General features: G+C 67.1%; 22 protein-coding genes. 11 read left to right on the top strand and 11 right to left on the bottom strand.

Features of this window, described 5'->3' with window-relative positions; translation table 11 throughout:
- Positions 1–4 precede the first annotated feature (4 nt).
- The 4 genes from HNP02_RS29905 to HNP02_RS29920 form a co-directional block, all read right to left on the bottom strand.
- Positions 5–1,147: an Mrp/NBP35 family ATP-binding protein gene (locus tag HNP02_RS29905; protein WP_184444272.1), complete on the bottom strand. Its 1,143-nt coding sequence runs from the start codon at positions 1,145–1,147 to the stop codon at positions 5–7.
- A gap of 75 nt (positions 1,148–1,222) precedes the next feature.
- A complete protein-coding gene (locus HNP02_RS29910; protein WP_184444425.1) occupies positions 1,223–2,404 on the bottom strand; it encodes a lytic transglycosylase domain-containing protein in 1,182 nt (393 codons plus the stop codon).
- Between the two features lie 132 nt (positions 2,405–2,536).
- Complete coding sequence (locus tag HNP02_RS29915) at positions 2,537–3,130, bottom strand: DUF1003 domain-containing protein (protein WP_184444273.1); 594 nt, start codon at positions 3,128–3,130, stop codon at positions 2,537–2,539.
- Positions 3,127–4,434 carry a magnesium transporter MgtE N-terminal domain-containing protein gene (locus tag HNP02_RS29920; protein WP_184444274.1) on the bottom strand — a complete coding sequence of 436 codons (1,308 nt, stop codon included), beginning with the start codon at positions 4,432–4,434 and terminating at the stop codon, positions 3,127–3,129. Before HNP02_RS29920 ends, HNP02_RS29915 begins: the two co-directional genes overlap by 4 nt.
- Before the next feature lie 25 nt (positions 4,435–4,459).
- On the opposite strand from HNP02_RS29920, the gene HNP02_RS29925 reads away from it, so the two are divergent.
- Positions 4,460–5,416: a CoA ester lyase gene (locus tag HNP02_RS29925; protein ID WP_184444275.1), complete on the top strand. Its 957-nt coding sequence runs from the start codon at positions 4,460–4,462 to the stop codon at positions 5,414–5,416.
- A gap of 3 nt (positions 5,417–5,419) precedes the next feature.
- On the opposite strand, the gene HNP02_RS29930 is transcribed toward HNP02_RS29925, so the two are convergent.
- Together HNP02_RS29930 and HNP02_RS29935 are read right to left on the bottom strand one after the other, a co-directional pair.
- Positions 5,420–5,920 (bottom strand): DUF4190 domain-containing protein, encoded by a 501-nt coding sequence (locus HNP02_RS29930; protein WP_184444276.1) that lies wholly within the window; start codon positions 5,918–5,920, stop codon positions 5,420–5,422.
- Positions 5,921–5,922: 2 nt separating this feature from the next.
- Positions 5,923–6,705, bottom strand: a complete 783-nt coding sequence (locus HNP02_RS29935) for a DUF4190 domain-containing protein (RefSeq protein ID WP_184444277.1) — start codon at positions 6,703–6,705, stop codon at positions 5,923–5,925.
- A 130-nt stretch (positions 6,706–6,835) separates the two neighbouring features.
- On the opposite strand from HNP02_RS29935, the gene HNP02_RS29940 reads away from it, so the two are divergent.
- The 7 genes from HNP02_RS29940 to HNP02_RS29970 all read left to right on the top strand — a co-directional run bounded on the left by HNP02_RS29940 (position 6,836) and on the right by HNP02_RS29970 (position 14,270).
- Positions 6,836–7,336, top strand: coding sequence for a general stress protein (locus HNP02_RS29940; protein WP_149374020.1), 501 nt, complete (start codon positions 6,836–6,838; stop codon positions 7,334–7,336).
- Between the two features lie 144 nt (positions 7,337–7,480).
- A complete protein-coding gene (locus HNP02_RS29945) occupies positions 7,481–8,878 on the top strand; it encodes an ABC transporter substrate-binding protein (protein WP_309241740.1) in 1,398 nt (465 codons plus the stop codon).
- Positions 8,875–9,795, top strand: coding sequence for a carbohydrate ABC transporter permease (locus HNP02_RS29950; protein ID WP_184444278.1), 921 nt, complete (start codon positions 8,875–8,877; stop codon positions 9,793–9,795). The genes HNP02_RS29945 and HNP02_RS29950 overlap by 4 nt, the downstream gene beginning before the upstream one ends.
- An 11-nt stretch (positions 9,796–9,806) precedes the next feature.
- Positions 9,807–10,631 (top strand): carbohydrate ABC transporter permease, encoded by an 825-nt coding sequence (locus tag HNP02_RS29955; RefSeq protein ID WP_184444427.1) that lies wholly within the window; start codon positions 9,807–9,809, stop codon positions 10,629–10,631.
- A gap of 4 nt (positions 10,632–10,635) precedes the next feature.
- On the top strand, positions 10,636–11,811 hold the full coding sequence (locus tag HNP02_RS29960; protein ID WP_184444279.1) for an ABC transporter ATP-binding protein: 1,176 nt from the start codon (positions 10,636–10,638) through the stop codon (positions 11,809–11,811).
- Positions 11,812–11,817: 6 nt separating this feature from the next.
- Positions 11,818–12,411, top strand: a complete 594-nt coding sequence (locus HNP02_RS29965) for a suppressor of fused domain protein (protein ID WP_184444280.1) — start codon at positions 11,818–11,820, stop codon at positions 12,409–12,411.
- Between the two features lie 137 nt (positions 12,412–12,548).
- Positions 12,549–14,270 carry an HNH endonuclease signature motif containing protein gene (locus HNP02_RS29970; RefSeq protein ID WP_184444281.1) on the top strand — a complete coding sequence of 574 codons (1,722 nt, stop codon included), beginning with the start codon at positions 12,549–12,551 and terminating at the stop codon, positions 14,268–14,270.
- Here the strand turns inward: HNP02_RS29970 and HNP02_RS29975 are convergent.
- A complete protein-coding gene (locus tag HNP02_RS29975; RefSeq protein ID WP_184444282.1) occupies positions 14,189–14,707 on the bottom strand; it encodes a hypothetical protein in 519 nt (172 codons plus the stop codon). The genes HNP02_RS29970 and HNP02_RS29975 overlap by 82 nt on opposite strands.
- 64 nt (positions 14,708–14,771) lie before the next feature.
- On the bottom strand, positions 14,772–15,047 hold the full coding sequence (locus tag HNP02_RS29980) for a DUF4242 domain-containing protein (RefSeq protein ID WP_184444283.1): 276 nt from the start codon (positions 15,045–15,047) through the stop codon (positions 14,772–14,774).
- Between the two features lie 140 nt (positions 15,048–15,187).
- On the opposite strand from HNP02_RS29980, the gene HNP02_RS29985 reads away from it, so the two are divergent.
- Complete coding sequence (locus HNP02_RS29985) at positions 15,188–16,159, top strand: AraC family transcriptional regulator (RefSeq protein ID WP_309241741.1); 972 nt, start codon at positions 15,188–15,190, stop codon at positions 16,157–16,159.
- Position 16,160: 1 nt separating this feature from the next.
- On the opposite strand, the gene corA is transcribed toward HNP02_RS29985, so the two are convergent.
- Entirely contained in the window at positions 16,161–17,264 is a 1,104-nt protein-coding gene (gene corA, locus HNP02_RS29990; protein ID WP_184444284.1) for a magnesium/cobalt transporter CorA, read from the bottom strand.
- Between the two features lie 155 nt (positions 17,265–17,419).
- Between corA and HNP02_RS29995 the strand changes: the two genes are divergently transcribed.
- Together HNP02_RS29995 and HNP02_RS30000 are read left to right on the top strand one after the other, a co-directional pair.
- Positions 17,420–18,589, top strand: coding sequence for an NADP-dependent malic enzyme (locus HNP02_RS29995; protein ID WP_184444285.1), 1,170 nt, complete (start codon positions 17,420–17,422; stop codon positions 18,587–18,589).
- Positions 18,590–18,597: 8 nt separating this feature from the next.
- Complete coding sequence (locus HNP02_RS30000; protein ID WP_184444286.1) at positions 18,598–19,428, top strand: glycine betaine ABC transporter substrate-binding protein; 831 nt, start codon at positions 18,598–18,600, stop codon at positions 19,426–19,428.
- A gap of 86 nt (positions 19,429–19,514) precedes the next feature.
- Here the strand turns inward: HNP02_RS30000 and HNP02_RS30005 are convergent, their stop codons facing one another.
- Entirely contained in the window at positions 19,515–20,345 is an 831-nt protein-coding gene (locus HNP02_RS30005) for an SDR family oxidoreductase (protein ID WP_184444287.1), read from the bottom strand.
- Positions 20,346–20,497: 152 nt separating this feature from the next.
- The gene (locus tag HNP02_RS30010; RefSeq protein ID WP_375373726.1) at positions 20,498–24,160 is read right to left on the bottom strand and encodes a multifunctional oxoglutarate decarboxylase/oxoglutarate dehydrogenase thiamine pyrophosphate-binding subunit/dihydrolipoyllysine-residue succinyltransferase subunit; all 3,663 of its coding nucleotides are present in this window, start codon (positions 24,158–24,160) and stop codon (positions 20,498–20,500) included.
- Between the last annotated feature and the right edge of the window lie 214 nt (positions 24,161–24,374).

The raw sequence follows: 24,374 nt of genomic DNA on the forward strand, positions 1-24,374 counted from the left end.
GGGTCTAGCGCCCCGCGGGGTCCAGGCCCAGCGACATCCCGGCCAGCCCGCGCTTGCGCGACGACAGCGCGTCGGCGACCTTGCGCAGTTCCTTGCCCGCCGCCGAGTCCGGCGCACTGAGTACCAGCGGCACACCCGAATCGCCAGCGGCGACCAGCGCCGGATCCAGCGGAATCTGACCGAGCAGTGGCACGTCCGCACCGACTGAGCGGGACAGGCTTTCGGCCACCCGCGCGCCGCCGCCCTCGCCGAACAGGTTCATCGTGGTGCCATCCGGTAGCAGAAGGCCGGACATGTTCTCGACCACACCGACGATCTTCTGCCTGGTCTGCAGGGCGATCGCACCCGCCCGCTCTGCGACCTCCGCCGCGGCCAGCTGCGGGGTGGTCACCACCAGGATCTCCGCGCCAGGGATCAACTGCGACACCGAGATTGCGATGTCGCCCGTACCCGGCGGCAGATCCAGCAGCAACACGTCCAGGTCGCCCCAGTACACGTCGGCGAGGAACTGCTGCAAGGCGCGGTGCAACATCGGTCCGCGCCACACCACCGGAGTGTTGCCCTGGGTGAACATGGCGATCGAGATGACCCGCACGTCATGCGCGATGGGCGGCAGGATCATCGACTCGACCTGGGTAGGCCGTTCCTCGGTGCCCATCATCCGCGGCACGGAGTGGCCGTAGATGTCGGCGTCGAGCACGCCGACCGACAGGCCACGGGCCGCCATGGCCGCAGCCAGGTTGACGGTCACGCTGGACTTGCCGACGCCGCCCTTGCCGGACGCCACCGCGTAGACCCGGGTCAGTGAACCGGGCTGCGCGAAGGGGATGACCGGCTCCCGCGAATCCCCGCGGAGCAGCTTCCGTAGCTCGGCGCGCTGCTCGTCGTTCATCACGTCGAGGGTGACCTTCACCGCGCCGGTGCCGGGAACGTCCGCGACGGCATGGCGCACGCGCTCGTCGATCTCGCTCTTCTTCGGGCACGCCGCGGTGGTCAGGTAGATCTCGACGTGGACGCCACCGTCAGCCTCGACGGTGACGTTCTTGACCATGCCGACTTCGGTGATCGGCCTGCGCAGCTCGGGGTCGACGACCTTGGCCAGCCCGGCGCGGACCGCGGATTCCAGGTCATTCGGTGTAGAGGACATCACCCGCGAGTCTAAGCCGACGGCGCCCGTCGACTTGGCACGTGGGCGAGCGAAGCGACGGGATGACCGGCTGGGTCAGGCCGCCGGGCCCGGCAGAGGCCCCATCCCCGGTGCGACGGGCGCGACGGGTGCCGGTTCAGGTGGCGCGCCGAACGGCGGCGGCGGTGGTGGCGCGGGGAAGAGCGGAGGCGGCGCGAACGGTGCAGGTGCCGCGAACTGCGCTGGCGGCAGCTCCTCGGGCGAAGGAGCCGGAGCCTGCGGGGTCAGGCAGAACACCTGGCAGTTCTGCTGCGGCGCCACGGTGCCAGGGCCAGGCAGCGGTCCCGACGCGAAGCCGGGGCCCAGTCGACCGGCGGTGTCGGGTAGCAGCGTCATCAGCGACAGCGGATCGCCAACGGGAAGTCCCGCTGCGTTGAGCGGCAGATCCGGGCCGAGGCCCTCGGGGTTGGCGTCGAGGTGGGCGTCACCAAGCGGAGCAGGTCCGGTGATCGGCGGCAGGTTGACCGGGACCACGCCCGTGGCGTACGCCGCGGCCCAGCCGAGCACGTTTTGTGCGTAGGCCGCCGAGTTGTTGTAGCGCAGGATGGCCGCCATCACCTGGGAAGGGTCGCGAAGGTTGAGGCCGCCGCTGCACAGATACCGGGCCGCGGCGAGCGTCGAGTCGTAGAGGTTCTGGACGTCGGCCTTGCCGTCGCCGTCGCCGTCGGAGGCGTAGCGGGCCCAGGTGCCTGGCAGGAACTGCATCGGGCCCATAGCGCGGGCAAAGGTGACCCGGCCTGCCTGCACGCTCTGGACGATGACCTCGTTGCCTGCCAGCGTGCCGTCAAGGGCAGGGCCGTAGATGGGCTGGACGGGCGTGCCGTGCGCGTCGGTGGCGCCGCCGTTGGCGTGCATCGACTCGATCCGGCCGATGCCCGCAAGCAGATTCCAGCTGATGCCGCAGGCCGGGTAGGCGCTGGCCATCATGCTTTCGGCATTGCGGTAGGCATTCAACGCCATTGCCGGAATGCGAAGGCTGCCAGGTGAATTCACCATCATCGACGGCGGCGCCGACGGACTCGCGGCGGCGATGCGGAACGGGGACGGCATCTTGATGGCCGCAACCACGGTGGCGCCGTCGCCGGTTCGTGCGACGGAGGCCAGCGGCGTGATCCCGTTGTCGTCGACGGTCGTGCGATGCGATGGCGCCGACGCGCCGACCGCGCCCGCGAGCACGAGGGGGACGAGCACCGCGATGCCGAAGGCGGGCGTGCGCATCACGCGGCCCGCGCTACTCCGCACCCTTGCCAGGGCTGCGGAGGCTACGGAGGCCGGGTCTCCCGCTATGCGCACTCAACCGTCCTAGCGTGACCGAGCAACGTAGTGAACCAAGTCACCATACCTAGGTCGTCATTCCTCTGTTGCGGCAATGCCCGAGTCGGTCTCGGCTGGCTCGGCGGAGTCCGGCGAGTCGCTTGCCTGGGCCGCCTGGTTTGCCCGCTTCTTCTTCCCCGTGCCGCCCTTGGACGGCAGCTGTTGATTGAGCAGATCGCGCAATTCCTCGAGCTCGCGCCGGAGGTAGTCGCGGGTCACGACCTCGCCGACCGCCAGTCGCAGCGCAGCGAGTTCGCGGGCGAGGTACTCGGTGTCGGCCTTGGTCTGCTCGGCACGGCGCCGGTCTTCCTCGAGCGCGACCCGGTCGCGGTTCTCCTGGCGGTTCTGCGCCAGCAGGATGAGCGGCGCGGCATAGGCGGCCTGCGTGGAGAAGGCCAGGTTGAGCAGGATGAACGGGTACGGATCCCAGCGCAGCGACAACGCGAACAGGTTCAGCAGAATCCAGACGACCACGAACACGGTCTGCATCGCCAGGTAGCGACCGGTGCCGAGGAACCGCGCGAACGACTCGCCGAACCGGCCTGCGGCCTCGACGTCGAACTGCGGTGTCAACCGACGCCGCGACAACCGCGGCGTGTCGAGGCGCTGACGACCCGACAGGTCGCTCACGACCCACCTCCGGTCGCGGCGTTACCGGCGGGGAGTTCGGGTTCGTCGCCGCTGACCCGCCAGTCGTGCGGCAGTAGATGATCGAGGACGTCGTCGACGGTGACGGCGCCCAACAGGTGATTCTCTTCATCGACCACCGGCCCGCACACCAAGTTGTAGGCGGCGAAGTACCGCGTCACCGCAGCCAGCGAGGTGTCGGGGCTGAGGTTGGGCAGATCTTTGTCGACGATCCCGCCGACGAGCGCCGCTGGTGGCTCGCGCAGCAACCGTTGCAGGTGCACGCAGCCCAGATACCGTCCGGTCGGGGTGGACGTCGGCGGCCGCGCGACGAAGGCCAGCGAGGCCAGCGCGGGCGTCAGATCGGGGTCGCGCACGCGAGCCAGCGCCTCGGCAACGGTGGTGTCGGGGGCCAGCACCACCGGCTCAGGGGTCATCAGGCCGCCTGCGGTGTCGGGGGAGTGCTTGAGCAGTCGGCGAACCGGCTCGGAGTCCTCGGGATCCATTCGGGCGAGCAGCTGCTCGGCGCGCGAGGCGCCGAGCTCGCCGAGCAAGTCGGCGGCGTCGTCGGGGTCCATCTCCTCGAGGACGTCGGCGGCGCGCTCGGTGTCCATCTGTTCGAGGAGCTCGGCCTGCTCGCTCTCGGGCAGCTCCTGGAGGATGTCGGCCAGCCGCTCGTCGTCGAGTGCGTTCACTACCTCGTGGCGCCGCTTGGCGGGCAGCTCGCGAATGGCGTCGGCCACCTCGATGGGGCGTTGCCCCTCGAACTGTGCCAGCAGCTGCGCGACGCCCTGGCCGGGAAGCGCCAGAGCCGAGGGGGTGAGGCCCACGACGTTCTGCCAGTCGACCACGTGCACGGCGGTGCGACGGCCGAGCCGGCGATTGTTGCGCACCGCGATCCTGGTCACCAACCAGTCGCGCGACCGCACCTGCTCGATCGCCATGTCGACGACGACGACGTCGATGCCCGCGAGGTTCTCCAGCTCGGGGTCGGTCACGCGGACGCGGGTGTCGAGCACCTGACCGAGTACCAGCACTTCGCCGGGGCGCTGCGTGAACCGCCGCAGGGACACGTTGGCGGTGGTCAACGTAACCGCGTTGGGTTCGATGGCGGTCACCCGCAGGATCGGTACGAAAATCCTTCTGCGGGTGAGCAGTTCGAGGACCAGGCCGAGCACCCGCGGTTGTTGGCGGACGACGCTGATGCTGATCACCACGTCCCGGACACGACCGATGGACTCCCCGTCGGGACCGAGCACCACCATCCCCGCGAGTCGGGCCGCGTAGACCCTGTTCACCGCCACCATGACTCAAAGGGTAGAGAGTTAGCACGTGGACAACCTGTATCGCCCCCGACGAACGTGTCTTTCGGTTCCTGGTAGTAGCGACAAGATGATTGAGAAGGCCAAGCAGTTGGCCGCCGACGAGGTGTTCCTCGATCTGGAGGACGCCGTCGCGCCGGATGCCAAGGCAGAGGCTCGCGCTCGGGTTGCGAGCGCCCTTGCCGAGTCGGGCTGGGCCGGTCAGCTGCGGGGCGTGCGGGTGAACGACTGGACCACGCCGTGGACCCACGCCGACGTCATCGAGGTGGTCGCGTCGGCGGGATCACACCTCGACCTCGTAGTGCTGCCCAAGGTGACCGACGCCTCGCACGTCCAGGCACTCGACCTCTTGCTCACCCAACTCGAGACCGTCCACGGGCTGCCTCCCGGCCGCATCGGCGTCGAGGCGCAGATCGAGAATGCCCGTGGGCTGACCAACCTCGACGCGATCGCGGCCGCGCCGCGCGTGCAGGCACTGGTGCTCGGGCCCGCCGACATGATGGCCAGCCTCAACATGCGCACGCTGGTGGTCGGCGAGCAACCCGAGGGCTACGACGTCGGCGACGCCTACCACCACGTGCTGATGCGCATTCTGATCTCCGCACGCACGCACGGCATCAACGCCATCGACGGGCCGTATCTCAAAGTGCGCGACGTCGAGGCGTTCCGCCGGATCGCCGGACGGTCGGCTGCGCTCGGCTACGACGGCAAGTGGGTGCTTCACCCGGACCAGATCGCCGCGGGCAACGAGATCTTCAGCCCGCGCCAGGACGACTACGACCACGCCGAATTGATTCTGGAGGCCTACGACTGGCACACGTCGCGGGCCGGCGGCGCCAGGGGTGCGGTGATGCTCGGCGACGAGATGATCGACGAGGCCAGTCGCAAGATGGCGCTGGTGATCGCCGGCAAGGGACGCGCGGCGGGCATGGCCCGCACTGGCGAGCCGTTCCGGCCGCCCGAGTAGCGGTTAGACGTATGACCAGTCGCTGGCGTAGAGGCCGATGATGAAGAGGAAATACAGCACCACTCCCACGGTGACCAGGGCGCCGACGATGACACCGGCCAGCGCGAGACCGTAGCCATCCTGGCCCGTGCGCTTGGTCTCGCGCATCGCGATGATGCCAAGGATGAGCCCGACGATGGACGGCAATCCGCAGAACACGAGGCCAGCCAGTGCGCAGGCCAGCGCCGCGATCGCCTTGCCGTTGGTGCCGGGTGGCTTCATCGACCGGTAGGGGTCGTACGGATCGGTCCCGTAGGCGTATCCGCCTGCGTAGGGCTGATATCCGGGGGCCGGATAGGCGGGCGGCGGTGGGTAACCAGGTGCCGGTGGATAGCCGGGGCCAGGCGGTGGATAGCCGGCTCCGTAGACCGGAGGTGGCAGGCCGGGGCCGTTCGGATACTCCACAGGAGAGTTCTCCAGAGGCGGGAATTCGCCGGGGTAGGGCTGTTCGGGACCGTTGGTCATGATCAGGTCATCGCGGTCAGAGCGAAGCCCAGTATCAGCGTCACGGCACCGACGGCGATGCCTGCGATGGCCAAGCCCCGGCCGTGCTCACCCGTGCGCTTGACCTGGGTGAGCGCTACCACGCCCATCACGATGCCCGCGATGGAGCCGATACCGCAGAGCCAGATGACCGAGGCGACCAACGACGCGATCGCCAACGCATTCGTGCCCTGGACTGGGGAACCGTAGGCGCCATATCCCTGCGGAGGGCCGTATCCCTGCGGAGGGCCGTATCCCTGGGGAGCGCCGTACCCCGGCGGAGGGCCGTAACCCGGCGCAGCGCCATACCCAGGAGGAGGGCCGTATCCCGGCGGGGGAGCCCCATAGGGCGGGGGTGGCGGAAAGGACGGGGGTGGCGAATAGGGCGGGGGAGCACCATAAGACGGGGGCGCCACGTAGGGCGGGGGCGCGCCGTAGGGCGGCGGGTAGCCGGCTCCGGGTGGCGGGTATGCCTGCGGATCGGTGGCCGGCGGGTAGGCCTGTGGATCGATCGGCGGCGAGTAAGCAGGTGTCTCGATCGGCGACTGGTAGGCGGGCGCATCGATGGCGGGTGTGCCGTAGGGCGGTGTGTCGAGAGCCGGTGGCTCGGCCGACGGCGTGTCAACCGATGGTGACGCCGCGTCGTCAGAAGGTTGCTGGGACTGCTCGATCGGTGGCGCCTCGTAGCCGGCCGATGTCGGCTCGGCCGCCCCGGTTCCAGCCTCGGGTGACGGCGTCTGGCCTGCGTCTTCGCCCGGGTTCGTCATGGCGTCAAACCTAGCGCACGGCTCGAATGTCGGTGGTCGGTCGTCATCCGGGGCACGATTGGGGGCGCCGGGGCGTTGTCCGGGTGGACGTCGCCTGGTTGGCTGTCCGTAGGCCGGAGGAGATGAAATCATGACCAGTCCGCTACAACCTGGACAGAAGCCGGGCCGCGGCGGCCCGGCCGGGCTGCCGACGCCGCCGAAGGGTTGGCCGATCGGCTCGTACCCGACCTATGCCGAGGCGCAGCGCGCGGTGGATTATCTGTCCGACCAAGAGTTTCCGGTGGAACAGGTGACCATCGTCGGCGTCGATCTGATGCAGGTCGAACGCGTCACCGGACGACTGACGTGGCCGCGGGTGCTCGGCGGCGGTGCACTGACCGGCGCGTGGCTTGGCTTGTTCATCGGGTTGGTGCTCGGCTTCTTCAGCCCGAGTCCGTGGGGTTCGCTGATCGCCGGTCTGGTTGCCGGTGTGTTCTTCGGCCTCATCACCTCGGGTCTGCAGTACGCGATGGCTCGCGGCACAAGAGATTTCAGCTCGACGATGCAACTGGTCGCCGGGCGCTACGACGTGCTGTGCGATCCGCAGGGTGCCGAGCAGGGCCGGGATCTGCTGGCGCGCTTGAAGATCTGATCCTGCGGCAGGCCGCCTCGCCAGTTCGCTGAGTGACGCCCGCAGATCACGATTGCGACGCGCGGGGCCGAAAGTGTTGCACATCACGCGCACATCGCTCTACGGTTTGCGCGCGGGACGAACTCGCGCGGACAGGAGGCGGGCGTGCGCACTCTGCGGCTGCGGGCTGCGGTGTTGGCTGCGCTGACGACGGCGTCAATGGTTTCGGCATGCAGTTCTCAGGCCAACGGAATCGTCGTCAACTACTACACACCGGCGAACGAGATGGCGACGTTCACCGCCGTGGCCAAGCGCTGCAACGCCGAGCTCGGCGGGCGCTTCACCATCAAGCAGATCAGCTTGCCAAAGGGAGCAGACGATCAGCGCCTGCAGTTGGCGCGGCGGCTCACCGGCAACGACAAGACCCTCGACGTGATGGCGCTCGACGTGGTCTGGACGGCCGAGTTCGCCGAAGCTGGTTGGGCGTTGCCGCTTTCGGATGATCCGGCGGGCCAGGCCGAGGCCGATGCCCGCGGCAATACGCTGCCAGGGCCGCTCAAGACCGCGGAGTGGCAGGACAAGCTGTACGCCGCGCCGATCACCACCAACACCCAATTGCTTTGGTACCGAGCCGATTTGATGGACAGCCCACCCGAGACGTGGGACGCGGTGGTGGCCGAGGCGACCCGGCTGCACGCGGCAGGCAAGCCGAGCTGGGTCGCCGTGCAGGCCAAGCAGTACGAGGGTCTGGTGGTGTGGTTCAACACGTTGCTGACGAGTGCGGGCGGTCAGGTCCTCTCCGACGACGGCAAGACCGTCACGCTGACCGACACCCCCGAGCACCGCGCCGCGACGGTCAAGGCGCTGCAGATCATCAAGGCGGTTGCCACCGCGCCTGGCGCCGACCCGTCGATCACGCAGACCGACGAGGCCACCGCACGACTGGCCCTTGAACAAGGCAAAGCCGCGCTCGAGGTGAACTGGCCGTTCGTGCTGCCCTCGCTGCTCGAGAACGCCGTCAAGGGCGGCGTCTCGTTCCTGCCACTCAACGAGCGTGCGGATCTGGTGAAGGCCATCAACGACGTCGGCACGTTCGCGCCCGACGACGCGCAATTCGAGGCCGCCTACGACGCCAGCAAGAAGGTTTTCGGCTTCGCGACCTACCCCGGTGTGAAGCCCGGCGAGCCTGCCAAGGTGACGATCGGCGGGCTGAACCTCGCGGTCGGCAAGAACAGCCAGCACAAGGCGGAGGCATTCGAGGCCATCCGCTGCCTGCGCAACGTGGAGAACCAGCGGTACACCTCGATCGAGGGCGGCCTGCCCGCCGTGCGCGAATCGCTGTACGACGATCCGGCGTTCCAGGCCAAGTATCCGCAGTACGCGATCATCCGCGAGCAGCTCACCAATGCCGCGGTGCGCCCCGCAACGCCCGTCTACCAGGCGGTGTCGACGCGCATCTCGGCGACGCTGGCGCCGATCACCGCGATCGACCCCGAGCGCACCGCCAATGAGCTCGCCGACCAGGTGCAGAAGGCCATCGACGGGAAGGGGCTGATTCCGTGACGGAGTCCGTCCAGGAGCGGCAGGCGGCCGGCGGCGCCACCGACGACCACAAGTCGGAACGGCGGCTGGCGTTCTGGCTGATCGGTCCCGCGGTCGTGCTCATGCTGGCCGTCACCGCGTATCCCATCGGCTATGCGGTGTGGCTGAGCCTGCAGCGCTACAACTTGGCCGCGCCCGACGACATCAAGTTCGTCGGGTTCGCGAACTACCAGACCATCCTCACCGACAGGTACTGGTGGACGGCGTTCGTCGTGACACTTGCCATCACCATCGTCTCGGTGGTCATCGAGTTCGTGCTCGGCATGGCGCTGGCGCTCATGATGCACCGGACCATCTTCACCAAGGGCGCGGTGCGCACCGCAGTCCTGATCCCGTACGGGATCGTCACCGTCGCAGCGTCCTACAGCTGGTACTACGCATGGACACCCGGCACCGGATATCTGGCCAATCTGCTGCCTGCGGGCAGCGCGCCGCTAACCGAGCAGCTGCCGTCGCTGGCCATCGTCGTCCTCGCCGAGGTGTGGAAGACGACGCCGTTCATGGCGCTGCTGCTGCTGGCCGGTCTCGCGCTGGTGCCGCAGGACCTGCTCAACGCCGCCCAGATGGACGGGGCAGGCGCGTGGAAGCGTCTGGTCAAGGTGATCTTGCCGCTGATCAAGCCTGCCATCCTGGTGGCGTTGCTGTTCCGCACACTGGACGCGTTCCGCATCTTCGACAACATCTACGTGCTGACCGGCGGCGCGAATGACACCGGCTCGGTGTCGATCCTGGGTTACGACAACCTGTTCAAGGCCTTCAACCTTGGTCTGGGGTCGGCGATCAGCGTGCTGGTCTTCCTGTCGGTCGCCGTGATCGCGTTCATCTACATCAAGGTGTTCGGTGCGTCGGCGCCCGGCTCGGAAGCGGAGGGTCGCTAGTGACTGAGCGGGTGGGTGCACAGCGGGCGACGGGCTGGATCGTCGTCAACATCATCGTGCTGCTCTACGCCTTGATCCCAGTGTTGTGGATCCTGTCGCTGTCGTTGAAGCCGTCGTCAAGTGTCAAGGACGGCAGGCTGATTCCCGCCCAGGTGACGTTCGACAACTACAAGGCCATCTTTCAGGGGAACATCTTCAGCTCGGCCCTGGTCAACTCGATCGGCATCGGCCTGATCACGACGGTGATCGCGGTGGTCATCGGAGGGATGGCCGCGTATGCGATTGCGCGGCTTGCGTTCCCCGGCAAGAAGGCCCTGGTGGGCGTCGCACTGCTGATCGCGATGTTCCCGCAGATCTCGCTGGTGACCCCGATCTTCAACATCGAGCGCCGGATCGGGCTCTTCGATACATGGCCCGGCCTGATCATTCCCTACATCACGTTCGCGCTGCCGCTGGCGATCTACACCATGTCGGCGTTCTTCAAGGAGATCCCTTGGGATCTCGAGAAGGCGGCGAAGATGGACGGTGCCACGCCGGGTCAGGCCTTCCGCAAGGTGATCGCACCGCTCGCGGCGCCCGGCATCGTGACGGCGGGCATCCTGGTGTTCATCTTCGCCTGGAACGACCTGCTGCTCGCTCTGTCGTTGACGGCCACCCAGCGCGCCATCACGGCGCCGGTGGCGATCGCCAACTTCACCGGTAGTTCGCAATTCGAGGAGCCGACGGGGTCCATTGCCGCCGGCGCGATGGTGATCACCGTGCCGATCATCATCTTCGTATTAATCTTCCAACGGCGGATCGTCGCCGGTTTGACGTCCGGTGCGGTGAAGGGGTAATTCGATGGCCGAGATCGTGCTGGATCACGTGAGCAAGAGCTACGCCAGTGGTGCCGTGGCGGTGAAGGATCTGTCCATCAGCATCGCCGACGGCGAGTTCATCATCCTGGTCGGGCCGTCGGGGTGCGGAAAGTCGACCACCCTCAACATGATTGCCGGGCTCGAGGACATCAGCTCTGGTGAGTTGAGCATAGGCGGCGAGCGGGTCAACGAGAAGGCGCCCAAGGACCGCGACATCGCGATGGTGTTCCAGTCGTACGCGCTCTACCCGCACATGACCGTGCGACAGAACATCGCGTTTCCGCTGACGCTGGCCAAGGTGAGCAAGGCCGACATCGCGACCAAGGTCGAGGAGACGGCGAAGGTCCTCGACCTCACCGAACTTCTGGATCGCAAGCCAGGGCAACTGTCCGGCGGGCAGCGGCAGCGGGTGGCGATGGGCCGCGCAATCGTGCGTGACCCCAAGGCATTCCTGATGGACGAGCCGCTGAGCAACCTCGACGCCAAGTTACGCGTGCAGATGCGTTCGGAGATCGCTCGCCTGCAGAACCGGCTGGGCACCACGACCATCTACGTCACGCACGACCAGACCGAGGCGATGACGCTCGGCGACCGCGTCGTGGTCATGCTGGCCGGGGTGGCGCAACAGATCGGCACGCCCGACGAGCTCTACAGCCGCCCGGCCAACCTGTTCGTGGCCGGCTTCATCGGGTCGCCCGCGATGAACTTCTTCCCCGCGTCACTGACCGACGGTGGCGTTCGGCTGCCCTTCGGCGATGAGATCTTGCTCTCCCCAGAGGCCCTCGAGATGTTGGCGAAGCACGCCAAGCCCACCAACGTGATCGTCGGTGTGCGTCCCGAGAACATCGAGGATGCCGCGCTGATCGACACTTACACGCGGATCAGGGCGCTGACGTTCGAGGTGACCGTCGACTTCGTGGAGTCGCTCGGCGCCGACAAGTACCTGCACTTCCGGACCGAGGGTGCTGGCGCGCAGGCCGCCCAGCTCGCGGAGCTGGCCGCCGAGTCCGGAGTATCCGAGAATCAGTTCGTGGCAAGGGTTTCCGCCGAGTCCAGCGTGACTTCAGGACAGACCGTGGAACTGGCCTTCGACCGCTCCAAGCTGACGCTGTTCGACGCCGACACGGGAGTCAACCTCTCGATCCCGCCCATCGACTAGCTCGGCGTGACCGACATTCTGGCAACGGTCCGCGCACGGCTGGACGAGCACTTCGCCGCGGCAGGGATCGACGCCGAGCCCGTTTCGGCAAGCGTGACGTTCCTCGGCGCGGAGTCCATCGATGTGCTGCGCTACGGGCCGGATGGAGACGGCGTGTATCGCTATGTCTCCCTTGGTTGTTCGCGCCATCCGATGGGCGATCCGACGGACATGATGGCCGATCCCACGACCGGTCCGCGGGCCGAGGTCGTGGTGGCGCTGCGCGGCCCGACGCCAACCGGGCTGGCGCGATCGATCGCGGTCGTCGCCGCGGCGCCTGCGGTCGAGGGGCTGGTGCTCGGCGCCGACGCACTCGTCGACCTCGAGACGCGGCTGTGGGAGGGGGCACCCTTCACGGCAGTGCTGTTGAGCGTCAGCGACATCGGCGACGTCGAGCTCGCCGCGCCGCTGGGGCAGGTGACGGTGCTGTCGGCGACGCCGATCACGGCGACGGAGGCGGCGTGGGTGCGGCTCAAGGGGGCCGAGGCGATGCGGGAGGCCTGGCGGGTGGACGGCGTCGACGTGCTCGACCCTTCGCGGCCGGCTGCTCAGCCGCGCTAGCATGTTGGTGGCGTCCTGGAAGGGATAATCCCTTGCGCCACTTGTGTTTCAGAAGTCACTGATGTGACGACTTTCTCTTCGAGTTCTCTCATCAACTACGTCGCCAAATCCTTAGGATTCGAACATATGTTCGAGTAATGCAGGTAGAGGCGGTCCGTTCAGCGCTGACCGCGTTCCACGCTGCCTACGAGGAGCTGGCCGCCTGCGACATCGACACGCTGACCCGCGACGAACTCCTCGCCGCCACCGATGAGCTGGAAATCCTGGACTGCCAACTGCCCGCCCAGCGCCACCGGATGCTGGCCCAGCTGCAAACCCAAGCCACGCCGGGCGAACTGGGTGCCAAGTCGTGGCGCGAGGTGCTGATGATCCGGTGGCGACTGTCGAGCACCGAGGCGCACCGCCGGTTGGCCGCTGCCGCTGTGTTGGGGCCGCGGCGAGCGCTGTCGGGTCAGCCGCTGGCACCGGTGCTGCCCGCCACCGCCGCCGCGCAAGCGTTGGGGCTGATCACCGGAGAGCACGTCGACGTGATCGGTAAGGGCATGGCCCGCCTGCCCCGCCTGCTGGACCCCGCCACCCGCGCCCAGATCGAGGTGGAGTGGGTCCGCCACGCCGCCGGCAACGGCCCCAAGGAGCTCGCCGACACGGTGGCGCGCAAGCTGTTCCTGTTGGATCAAGACGGACCCGTCCCAGACGACGCCGAACGGGCGCGGCGCCGGGGCATCAGCAAGGGGCCTCAACAACCCGACGGGACGATCCACCTCACCGCCGAGCTCACCCCTGCGGCGTGGGCGATCTGGGAGGCCCTGTTCGCGAAATTCGCCGCGCCGGGCATGTGCAACCCCGACGACCCGCAGCCCGCTACCTCGGGGACGCCGACGCAGGACCAGATCGACGCTGACGCCCGCAGCGTGGCGCAGCGACGCCACGACGCCTTTGCCTTCATTGGGCGGTCCGCGCTGGACAAGCCTGAGTTGGGGCAGCACAACGGATTGCCGACCACGATCATCGTGCGCACCACCCTGCACGACCTGGAATCCCGGGCTGGGGTCGGTGTCAGCGGTGGTGGCACCGTCCTGCCGCTAACCGACGTCCTGCAGCTGGCCGCCGACGCCAACACCCACCATTATCTTGCGGTGTTCGACGGAGCCACGGGCTCCGCCCTGAACCTGTTCCGGGCGAGGCGCACCGCCTCTGTCGCGCAGCGGATCATGTTGATCGCCCGCGACGGAGGCTGCACCAAACCCGGCTGCACCGTGCCCGCCTACGGCACCCAGGCCCATCACGCCGCCCGCGACTGGACCTACGGCGGACTGACCAACGTCGATGACCTCGGCCTTGCCTGCGGACCCGACAACCGGATGGTCGGGCCTGAGGGCTGGAGCACCCGCCTCAACGACCACCACGATGTCGAGTGGATTCCGCCACCGCACTTGGACACCGGACAATCCCGCATCAACCACTACCACCGACCCGAAGAGCTGCACCCACCCCCCGATGACGCATGGACACCCCAGCAGGCGGCCGACGACGAACCCGTAGTCGACGACCCGTCGGCGGCGCCCGACGACGCCGCGGTTCTCAACGAGCCGTTGGCATCCGACGAGTCGGCGACCAACGGCGACAACACGACTCATCAATCGAGTGACTCTGAACCCGCCGGACGGCAAGGCGGCCTAACGCCATCGCCATCCGACGAACGATCATCCGCGGAGACGAAATCCCGAACCCGATCGCGGGTCACACCGGTGTGCGGCGCTATCGGGGCGGACGAAGGCTACAGGTCTCCGGTGATGCGGTTGCTCTCCACCTTCGAGATGGTGTTGCCGTTGCGGTCGAGGAAGCGTGCACCGACGTAGATCTCGTCGTAGCCGCCGTCACCGATGTTCTCGAAGGTCCCGTTGTCCTCGTCCAGCTGGGCGTGGGTCAGCGCGGCAGCGCGTTGGAAGTGCAGGCCGTCGCGCGCCGCGAAGGTGTCGGCATTCACGGGCCCGAAAAGGAGGTCGTCGTCGTTGTCGTCTCCCCAGAACCGCAACGCGAAGGTGTCGGCGTGGTGGTTGATCGTGTCCTGCGCGGCGGCCTGGGACATCGAGACCACGCCGTCGACGTAGATCACCTGCTCCATGAAGTTGCCGCCCGGGGAAAGGGTCGAGTCGCTCACCACCATGTGGATGGTGCTCGACATCACCAACGTTGTCGGGTCGGCGTGTGCCAGGGCCGGTGGTAGCGCTGCGGCCGCTGTCAGCGCGAGGCCGGCGAATGCGGCGGCCATGGCCGCCCGGTGATGTGTGGTCATGGTTGTTCCTTGCTGCGGGATGAATGCTGGTCTACGGCTAGATGATTGGGATGCGCAGGTTAGTTCAGACGTCTCCGGTCGACGGATCGATGACGGCGCCCACCTCATGGATGGCGTCAGTGGGCAGGCCGGCAAGTCGGGCGTGCTCACGTACGGCGTCGGGATCGTCGGCGATGTAGACGCAGAAGATCTTGTCGTCGGTGACGAAGCTCTGTTGCCACTTGACGCGGGGCGAAAGGGCGGCAAGGGCCTCGTTCGATACCGCGGACGCGGCACGCAGCTCTGCGGTTGAGAGCCGACCGGCGCCCGGCATGATGCGTTCGATCACGTATTTCGCCATTGCTTGGTTTCCTCGTCTATTCGGCCCGTTTTCGGGCTCTGGTGTGTGACACCATCAGCCTCTAGCGGCGGAGGGGAGCAGCCAATGACCGAACAACCCGAACTCCTTGCCGAAACGCCGGATTACGCGGATCCGAAACTGTGACAGACGTGCAGCCGATGCCGTTGCGTACCGCTCTGGAGAATCTGCGCTTGGACGGCGCCATCTTCTTCCGCGCCGAGTTCACCGAAAGCTGGGCCTTCGAATCGCCGTTGACCGAACTGGCCGGGCTACTTCGCCCGGGCGCCGAGCGAATGATCATGTTCCACATCGTCGCGGCGGGGCGGTGCTGGATCTCGGTGGGCGACGGTGAACGACACTGGGCCAACCGAGGCGACGTCATCGTGTTGCCCTATGGCGACGACTATCTAATGGGCGGAGCCCAAGCAGCCGAACGCGTGTCGATCCTGAACCTGATGAGCCGGCCGCCGTGGGCGACCATGCCGGTTCTCCTGCACGGTGCCGGAGGAGATCGCACCGACATCGTCTGCGGCCACATGTATTCCGAGGATCCGCTTTTCGATCCTGCCATGCGGGCCTTCCCTCCCGTGTTCGTCGTTCGCGTACCCCACGGTCCAGCAGCGCGCTGGGTCGCGTCGAGCATCAACTACGCGCTCGAGGTGACCACGGAGTCACTTCCGGCGCCGCCGCCCTCGACGAGACTGCCGGAACTGTTGCTCACGGAGGTGCTGCGGATTCATCTCGCTACCGCACCGATGGCCGAACGTGGTTGGATCGCCGCACTGCACGATGGGGTGCTTGCCCCAGCGATGGCGGCGTTGCACGCCGCGCCGGAGAAGAAGTGGACGTTGGCCGAAATCGCTCGCGCCGCAGCGGTTTCCCGCTCGGTACTGGATCAACGGTTCCGCGAGGTCCTCGGTCGGTCACCCATCAGGTATCTCGCGGAGTGGCGAATGCACCTCGCCGACGACCTGCTGCGGACGACCGACCTGAGCGTCGGCGCGGTATCCCGACGCGTGGGGTACGAATCCGAGGAGGCGTTCAGTCGAGCGTTCCGACGCAGTCACGACATCTCGCCGGGCGCGTGGCGCACCGCGCAGCTCTCGAGTTGACCTACAGCCAGTGGTTGCGCCGGAACGTGGTGTACAGGATCACGCAGACCGTCGCCATCACCAGCAGCACCGCGGGATAACCCCACACCTGATGCAGTTCCGGCATGTGGTCGAAGTTCATGCCCTCGATGCCCGCCAACGCCGTCGGCACGGCAGCGATCGCCACCCACGCCGAGATCTTGCGCATGTCGAGGTTCTGCTGCATGGACACCTTGCCGACCGCGGCCTGCACCAGCGAGCTGAGCATCTCGTCGTAGCTGGCGATCCGGTCGGCGGCTTGCGTGTTGTGGTCGAGGACGTCGCGCATGTAGCGCCTGACCTCCTTGGAGATCAGGTCGTTGTGATCGGTCCCCATCCGCTGCAGCGCCAGCGTCAACGGCGCGACCGCCCTGCGCAGCTCGACGACCTCCCGCTTCATCATGTAGATGTGCTCGATGTCGGTATCGCTGTCCGCTGAGAAGACGTTCTCCTCCATGGCGTCGATGTCGGTTTCGACCAGATCGGTGACGTCGAGGTAGGCGTCGACGACGTGGTCGGCGATCGCGTGCATGACGGCGTAGGGGCCTAGCGCGCAATTGGCGGGCGCGGAGTCCATCTGCCTGCGTACCCCGGCAAGGCCGCCGTGATCGCCGTGCCGGACGGTGACCACGAAGTCGGGCCCGACGAAGATCATGATCTCGCCGGTCTCCACGATCTCGCGGGCCAGCGCCACCGACTCGTGCTCCACGTAGTTCACCGTCTTGAGCACCAGGAACAACGTCTGGTCGTAGCGCTCCAGCTTGGGCCGCTGGTGAGCGTGCACCGCGTCCTCAACGGCCAGCTCGTGTAGGCCGAAGACATCTGCCACGGCCTGCATCTGGTGTTCATCGGGTTCGTGCAGGCCGATCCAGACGAACGCCGCGGTGCCTGCCTCTTCGAGTTCACGCACCTTGGTCAGGGCGGCGGCGTGGGTGTACTTGCCGGGTAGTCGAATGCCGTCGGCGTAGACGCCGCAGTCGACCATCGCGCGTGCGACGGGCACGTGGATCGACTGGGCGTCGAGGGTGGGCCCTCGGCGAGTCGTAGGGCGCAGCATCGAAGGTTGCAATGCTCGGAACGACGGCATGCGCGGACCTCCCCTCGGCGGGCGAAGAAGCCCCGTCGGGGCCGAATCGAACGTTCAAATGGTACGCCCAAAGGCTGGCATCGCTCTGCCAGTCGATCCATTCGCGAGTGGCCAACCCGGCCGAGTGAGCTGCCGCAGTGAAGTACCCTGGCGCCGTGACTGAAGCGGTGCGTACACCCCAAGTCGTCATCGATGACGCAGAGATCTTCGAAGCCCACGAGGGTGGCAAGCTCACGGTCGAGCTGAAGGCGCCCTTGGATACCCAGCGGGCGCTATCGATCGCCTACACGCCGGGCGTCGCCCAGGTCAGCCGTGCCATCGCGACCGATCACACGTTGGCGAAGAAGTACACCTGGGCCAACCGACTTGTCGCGGTCATCAGCGACGGTACGGCGGTGCTCGGCCTCGGTGACATCGGCCCCGCCGCCTCGCTGCCGGTGATGGAGGGCAAGAGCGCGCTGTTCAAGACGTTCGGCGGGCTGAACTCCATCCCGATCGTGTTGGACACCAAGGACCCCGACGAAATCGTCGAGACGATCATCCGATTGCGCCCCACGTTCGGCGCGGTCAACCTCGAGGACATCTCTGCCCCCCGCTGCTTCGAGATCGAGCGGCGTGTGATCGAAGCTCTGGACTGCCCGGTCATGCACGACGATCAGCACGGAACCGCGATCGTCGTGCTCGCTGCGCTGCTGGGCGCCACCAAGGTGCTCGATCGCGACATGCACACGCTGAAGGTGGTGATCTCGGGTGCGGGCGCCGCCGGTATCGCCTGCGCGAACATCTTGCTGGCCAAGGGGATCGCCGACATCACGGTGCTGGACAGCCAAGGCATTCTGCACGCTGGGCGCGACGACATGAACCCCTTCAAGGACGAGCTGGCCACCAGGACCAACCCGCGCGGCCTCACCGATGGCATCGCCGAAGCGCTCGACGGCGCCGACGTGTTCTTGGGGGTCTCGGCCGGGCTCGTTCCCGAAGAGCTGATCGCGACGATGGCGCCTGGCGGCATCGTGTTCGCGATGTCGAATCCCGACCCCGAGATCCACCCCGACGCAGCGCGCAAGCACGCCGCCGTAGTGGCCACGGGCCGCAGCGACTTCCCGAACCAGATCAACAACGTGCTGGCCTTCCCAGGGGTGTTCCGCGGGGCGCTCGACGCAGGCGCGCGCCGCATCACCGAGAAGATGAAGGTGGCCGCCGCCGAGGCGATCTTCTCCGTCGTCGGCGACGACCTTGCCGTCGACCACATCGTGCCAAGCGCGCTGGACCCGCGGGTGAGTCCTGCCGTTGCGGCCGCGGTGGCAGCGGCGTCGAAGGCCTGAGCCGCGCGATGCGCCGACTGGCGGTCGCGCTCGTTGCGCTGCTCGTCGCAGGCTGTGGGGGTCAGACTGGGGCGCCGTCCGTCGCGGTCGGCGCGGGTGACGATCCCGAGTCGGCGCTGCTGGCGCAGGTGTACGCGGCGGCACTGAGGTACTACGGCAGCCCTGCGCACGTCGAGTCGAGCCACGATCCGGTCGCAGATCTCGACACCGGCGACGTCACGGTGGTGCCGGGATTCATCGGGCGACTGCTGCAACGCTTCGATCCGGATTCGACGGCGCGCGCCGATGAGCAGGTGTATCGGTCGATGATCTCGGCGCTGCCAGAGGGCATCGGCGCTGGCGATTACACCCAGTCCGCCCAGGACAAGCCGGCGCTGGCGGTCACCAAGACGACGGCGGGTGCCTGGAAGCGGCGCGACGTGACGGCCCTGGTCGCCCACTGTGGCGAACTGAAGCTCGGCACCGTCAAGGGCGCAGCCGTCCCCGCTACGGTCGGCGCGTGCCGACTGCCGGCGACGCGCGAGTTCCCCGACACGGCAACGCTGTTCGCGTCATTGCGGGCTGGCCAGGTGAACGCCGCGTGGACGTCGACCGCCGCGCCGAACCTGCCCGACGACGCCGTCGTGCTGTCCGACCGCACGGCCCTGATCCGCGCGGAGAACGTGGTGCCGCTGTACCGGCGCAACGAGTTGGGCGAGCAGCAGGTGCTTGCGCTCAATCAGATCGCGGGTGAGCTCGACACCGGCGCCCTAGCCGACATGCGGCGTCAGGTCGCCGAAGGCAAGGAACCCGGCGCGGTGGCTGGCGCCTGGCTGGACGCCCACCCGCTGGGCCACTAGCGCCCCACCTCCGCGAGCGTGCGTGTCTGTTGCACGACACGCCGTTAATCGCCAGCATTCTGCGCACGCTCGCGGCCCCGCGAGCGTCAGTGCGCGGACGGCAGCGCCCTGGCGATCACCGACGAGAACAGGCGTTGGTAGCCCGACCCGGTGATCCGGACGATGAGGTCGAGCGCCTTGGCATCCGGGCCGACGAGCACGCGCGCCTTGTTCTTGCGCACGGCCTCGAGGATGATCTTCGCCGCCCTCTCGGGCGTGGTGCCTGCCAGCTTCTTGTCGAAGGTCTGGGCGAGTTCCTTGATGTCGATGCCCTCGGCCGCGGTCATGTTGCGTGCGATCGCGGTCTTGACGCCGCCAGGGTGCACCGTCGTGACCTTCACGGGGTGTTTGGCTGCTGTCATCTCTTGGCGCAGCGCCTCGGTGAAGCCGCGCACGGCGAATTTGGCCGCGTTGTAGGCCGCCTGACCGGGCACGGAGAACAGGCCGAAGATGCTCGACACGTTGACGATGTGACCGTCGCCGGACTCGATGAGGTGGGGCAGGAAGGCCTTGGTGCCGTTGACGACACCCCAGAAGTCGACGTCCATCACCCGCTCGATGTCCTTGTACTGGGTGACTTCCACGTCGCCGGTATATGCGATGCCCGCGTTGTTGTAGATCTGGTTGACCTTGCCGAAGTGCGCCTTGACGGCGTCGGCGTAGAGCTCGAACGCCTCGCGTTCGGTGACGTCCAGTCGATCGGCCTTGACCGGCGCGCCGATTGCCTTCAGGCGCTCCTCGGTGACGGCGAGGCCCTCGGTGTCGACGTCGCTGATCGCCACCTTGGCGCCCGAGCGCCCCAGTTCGACCGCCAGCGCCTGCCCGATGCCCGACCCTGCGCCCGTCACGACCACGACCTTGCCGGCGAAGCCCTGCATGTGCACTCCCTGTTGTTTGACGCGTGTTGAGTGAGTGTCAGGCTAGCCGATACCGCCGGTCCCGCATACACCGCCTGCGAGCGCGCAGAATGCCGTCGCGCGGCGGCGTGTCGAGGTACAGACACGCGCGCTCGCGCAAAGGACGGGACCAGTTACAGGGGAGCGAACGCCTCGTCGAGGATCTCCTGCTGCTCGACGGCGTGCACCTTCGAGCTGCCCGACGACGGCGCCGACATGGCCCGCCGCGAGATCCGCTTGATGCCGGTCAGCTTGTCCGGCAGAAGCTCGGGCATGGAGAGCCCGAACGTCGGCCATGCGCCCTGGTTGGCCGGCTCTTCCTGTACCCACCGGAACTGCTCGGCGTTCGGATACTCGTCGAGCGTCGCGCCAAGGCGTCGCCTCGGCAGCGGGTAGAGCTGCTCGACCCGGACGATCGCAATGTCGTCGCGGTTGTCCTTGTGCTTGCGGGCGATCAGGTCGTAGTAGATCTTGCCGCTGGTCAGCAGGATCCGCTTCACCTTCGAGCGGTCGCCATCGCCATCCTCGTAGGTCGGCTCCTCGAGGATCGAGCGGAACTTCTGCTCGGTGAAGTCGCGGATGTCGCTGACGGCGGCCTTGTTGCGCAGCATCGACTTCGGGGTGAAGACGATCAGCGGGCGGTGGATCCCGTCCATGCCGTGACGTCGTAACAGGTGGAAGTAGTTCGCGGGCGTCGACGGCATCGCGACGGTCATCGAGCCCTCGGCGCACACCTGCAGGAACCGTTCGATGCGGCCCGACGTGTGGTCGGGGCCCTGGCCTTCGTGGCCGTGTGGGAGTAGCAGCACGACGTCCGACAGCTGGCCCCACTTGGCCTCACCGGAGCTGATGAACTCGTCGATGATGGACTGGGCACCGTTGACGAAGTCGCCGAACTGCGCCTCCCACAACACCATTGCGTCCTGGTTGCCAACGGAGTAGCCGTACTCGAAGCCCACCGCCGCGTACTCGGAGAGTGCCGAATCGTAGACCATGAACCTGCCGCCCGTGGGGGTGCCGTCCTCCTTCATGGTGAGCAATTCCAGGGGGGTGAACTCGGCGCCGGTCTTGCGGTCGATGATCACCGCGTGGCGCTGGGTGAACGTGCCGCGACGGACGTCCTGGCCGGACAGCCGAACCAGCTTGCCCTCCGATACGAGGGTGCCCAGCGCGAGCAGCTCGCCGAAGGCCCAGTCGACCTTGCCCTCGTAGGCCATCTCGCGCCGCTTGTCGAGCACCGGCTTGACGCGGGGATGCACGGTGAAGCCCTCGGGTACGTCCAGGTGTGCATCGCCGATCCGCGCGAGCAGTGACTTGTCCACCGCGGTGCTCAACTTCGCAGGTAATTGTTGGTCCGCTTCGACGGATTCGCTGGGCTCGATCTCGTGCTTCTCGAGTTCGCGGACCTCGTTGAACACCCGCTCGAGTTGACCCTGGTAATCGCGAAGGGCGTCCTCGGCCTCCTTGATCGAGATGTCGCCGCGGCCGATCAGCGCTTCGGTGTAGGTCTTGCGAACGCCTCGCTTGGTGTCGATGACGTCGTACATGCCGGGCTGGGTCATCGACGGGTCGTCGCCCTCGTTGTGCCCGCGGCGGCGGTAGCACAACATGTCGATGATGACGTCCTTCTTGAACTGCTGACGGAAGTCGACTGCCAACCTGGCCACCCACGACGCCGCCTCGGGATCGTCGCCGTTGACGTGGAAGATCGGCGCGCCGACCATCTTCGCGACGTCGGTGCAGTACTCCGAGGAGCGGGAGTCCTGCGGTGAGGTGGTGAAGCCGATCTGGTTGTTGACGATGATGTGGATGGTGCCGCCGGTGCGGTACCCGCGCAGCAGCGCGAGGTTCAACGTCTCGGCCACCACGCCCTGCCCCGCGAACGCGGCGTCGCCGTGCATCATCACCGGCACGATGGTGAAGCCATCCGGGCCGTCGCCCTTGTCGACGAGGTCCTGCTTGGCGCGCACGATGCCCTCGAGCACCGGGTCGACGGCCTCGAGGTGGCTCGGGTTGGCCACTAGTGACACGTCGATGTCGTTGTCGCCGAACATCTGCAGGTAATTGCCGGTCGCGCCGAGGTGATACTTCACGTCGCCGGAGCCGTGTGCCTGCGAGGGGTTCAGGTTGCCCTCGAACTCGCTGAAGATCTGCGAGTAGGGCTTGCCGACGATGTTGGCAAGCACGTTGAGCCGTCCGCGGTGCGGCATGCCGATGACGACCTCGTCGAGGCCGTGTTCGGCGGCCTGGTCGAGCACCGCGTCCATCATCGGGATGACGGTCTCGGCGCCCTCCAACGAGAACCGCTTCTGGCCAACGTATTTGGTCTGCAGGAACGTCTCGAAGGCCTCAGCCGCGTTGAGCTTGGACAGGATGTACTTCTGTTCGGCGACGGTCGGCTTCTCGTGCTTGATCTCGACGCGCTCGCGCATCCATTTCTGCTGCTCGGGTTCGAGGATGTGCGTGTACTCGACACCCACGTGCCTGCAGTACGCATCCCGCAGCAGCCCGAGCACGTCGCGCAGCTTCTTGTACTCGGCGCCGGCGAACCCATCGACCTTGAACACCCGGTCCAGGTCCCACAGCGTCAGCCCGTGGCTATTCACGTCCAGGTCCGGATGGCTGCGGAACCGCGTCTTGTCCAGCCGCAGCGGGTCGATGTCGGCCATCAGGTGGCCACGGTTGCGGTACGCCGCGATCAACTCGATGATGCGGGCGTTCTTGTCGAAGATCGAGTCGGGGTTGTCGGTCCGCCACCGCACCGGCTCGTACGGGATGCCGAGTTCCCGGAAGATCTCGTCGAAGAAGTCGTCGGACAGCAGCAGCTGGTGGATGGTGCGCAGGAAGTCGCCAGACTCCGCGCCCTGGATGATGCGATGGTCGTAGGTCGACGTGAGCGTGATCAGCTTGCCGAGGCCCATCTCGGCGATCCGCTCCTCGCTGGCCCCCTGGAACTCGGCCGGGTACTCCATGGCGCCCGCGCCGACGATCGCGCCCTGGCCGCTCATGAGGCGTGGCACCGAGTGCACGGTGCCGATGGTGCCGGGGTTGGTCAGCGAGATCGTGACGCCTGCGAAGTCCTCTGCCGTCAGCTTGCCGTCGCGCGCCCGCCGCACGATGTCTTCGTAGGCGGCGATGAACTGGCCGAAACGCATTGTGTCGCAACGCTTGATGGCGGCGACGACGAGCTGGCGCTTGCCGTCCTTGCCCTGAAGGTCGATGGCCAGCCCGAGGTTGGTGTGAGCCGGTGTGACCACGTTCGGCTTGCCGTCCAGCTCGGCGAAGTGGCGGTTCAGGTTGGGGAACTTCTTGACCGCCTGCACGATCGCGTAGCCCAGCAGATGGGTGAACGAGATCTTGCCGCCGCGGGTGCGCTTGAGGTGATTGTTGATGACGACGCGGTTGTCGACCATCAGCTTCGCCGGAATGGCACGCACGCTGGTGGCCGTCGGCACGTCCAGCGAGGCGTTCATGTTCTTGACGACGGCCGCGGCGGCGCCGCGCAGCACGGCCACCTCGTCGCCCTCGGCGGGTGTCACAGCTGGCGTTTTGGCCTTGTCGGGCTCGGCCTTGGCAGGCTCGGGCGCCGGCTTGGCTGGCGCGGATGCTGCAGGCGTCGCTGCCTTGGGTGCGGGCGGCGCCGCTGCCGGGGCCGGGGGAGGCGTCGACGGTGCGGACGGCTGTCCGTTGCCGTTCGAAGCCGTTGCGTCCGTAGTCGGTTCGGGGGAGTAGTCGACGAGGAACTCGTGCCAACTCGGATCAACCGACGAGGGATCCTCGCGGAACTTGCGGTACATCTCCTCGACCAGCCACTCGTTCTGTCCGAATGGTGAAGGTGAACTGCTCACGGCAGCTACTCGCCTCGTTTCCTTCTGCCCCGGCGAGCGTGGTGTTCGCTCGCTGACTTCTTCTTTGCGGTTATCCCGCACGCTTGCCGAATAAAGGCTATCCCTCGCGACCGGAGCAGACCACGGCAACGGGCTTGTGATCCTTGTGTTCGCCGTAACAGGC

Source organism: Mycobacterium sp. AZCC_0083, assembly GCF_014202335.1.
Lineage (GTDB): Bacteria > Actinomycetota > Actinomycetes > Mycobacteriales > Mycobacteriaceae > Mycobacterium.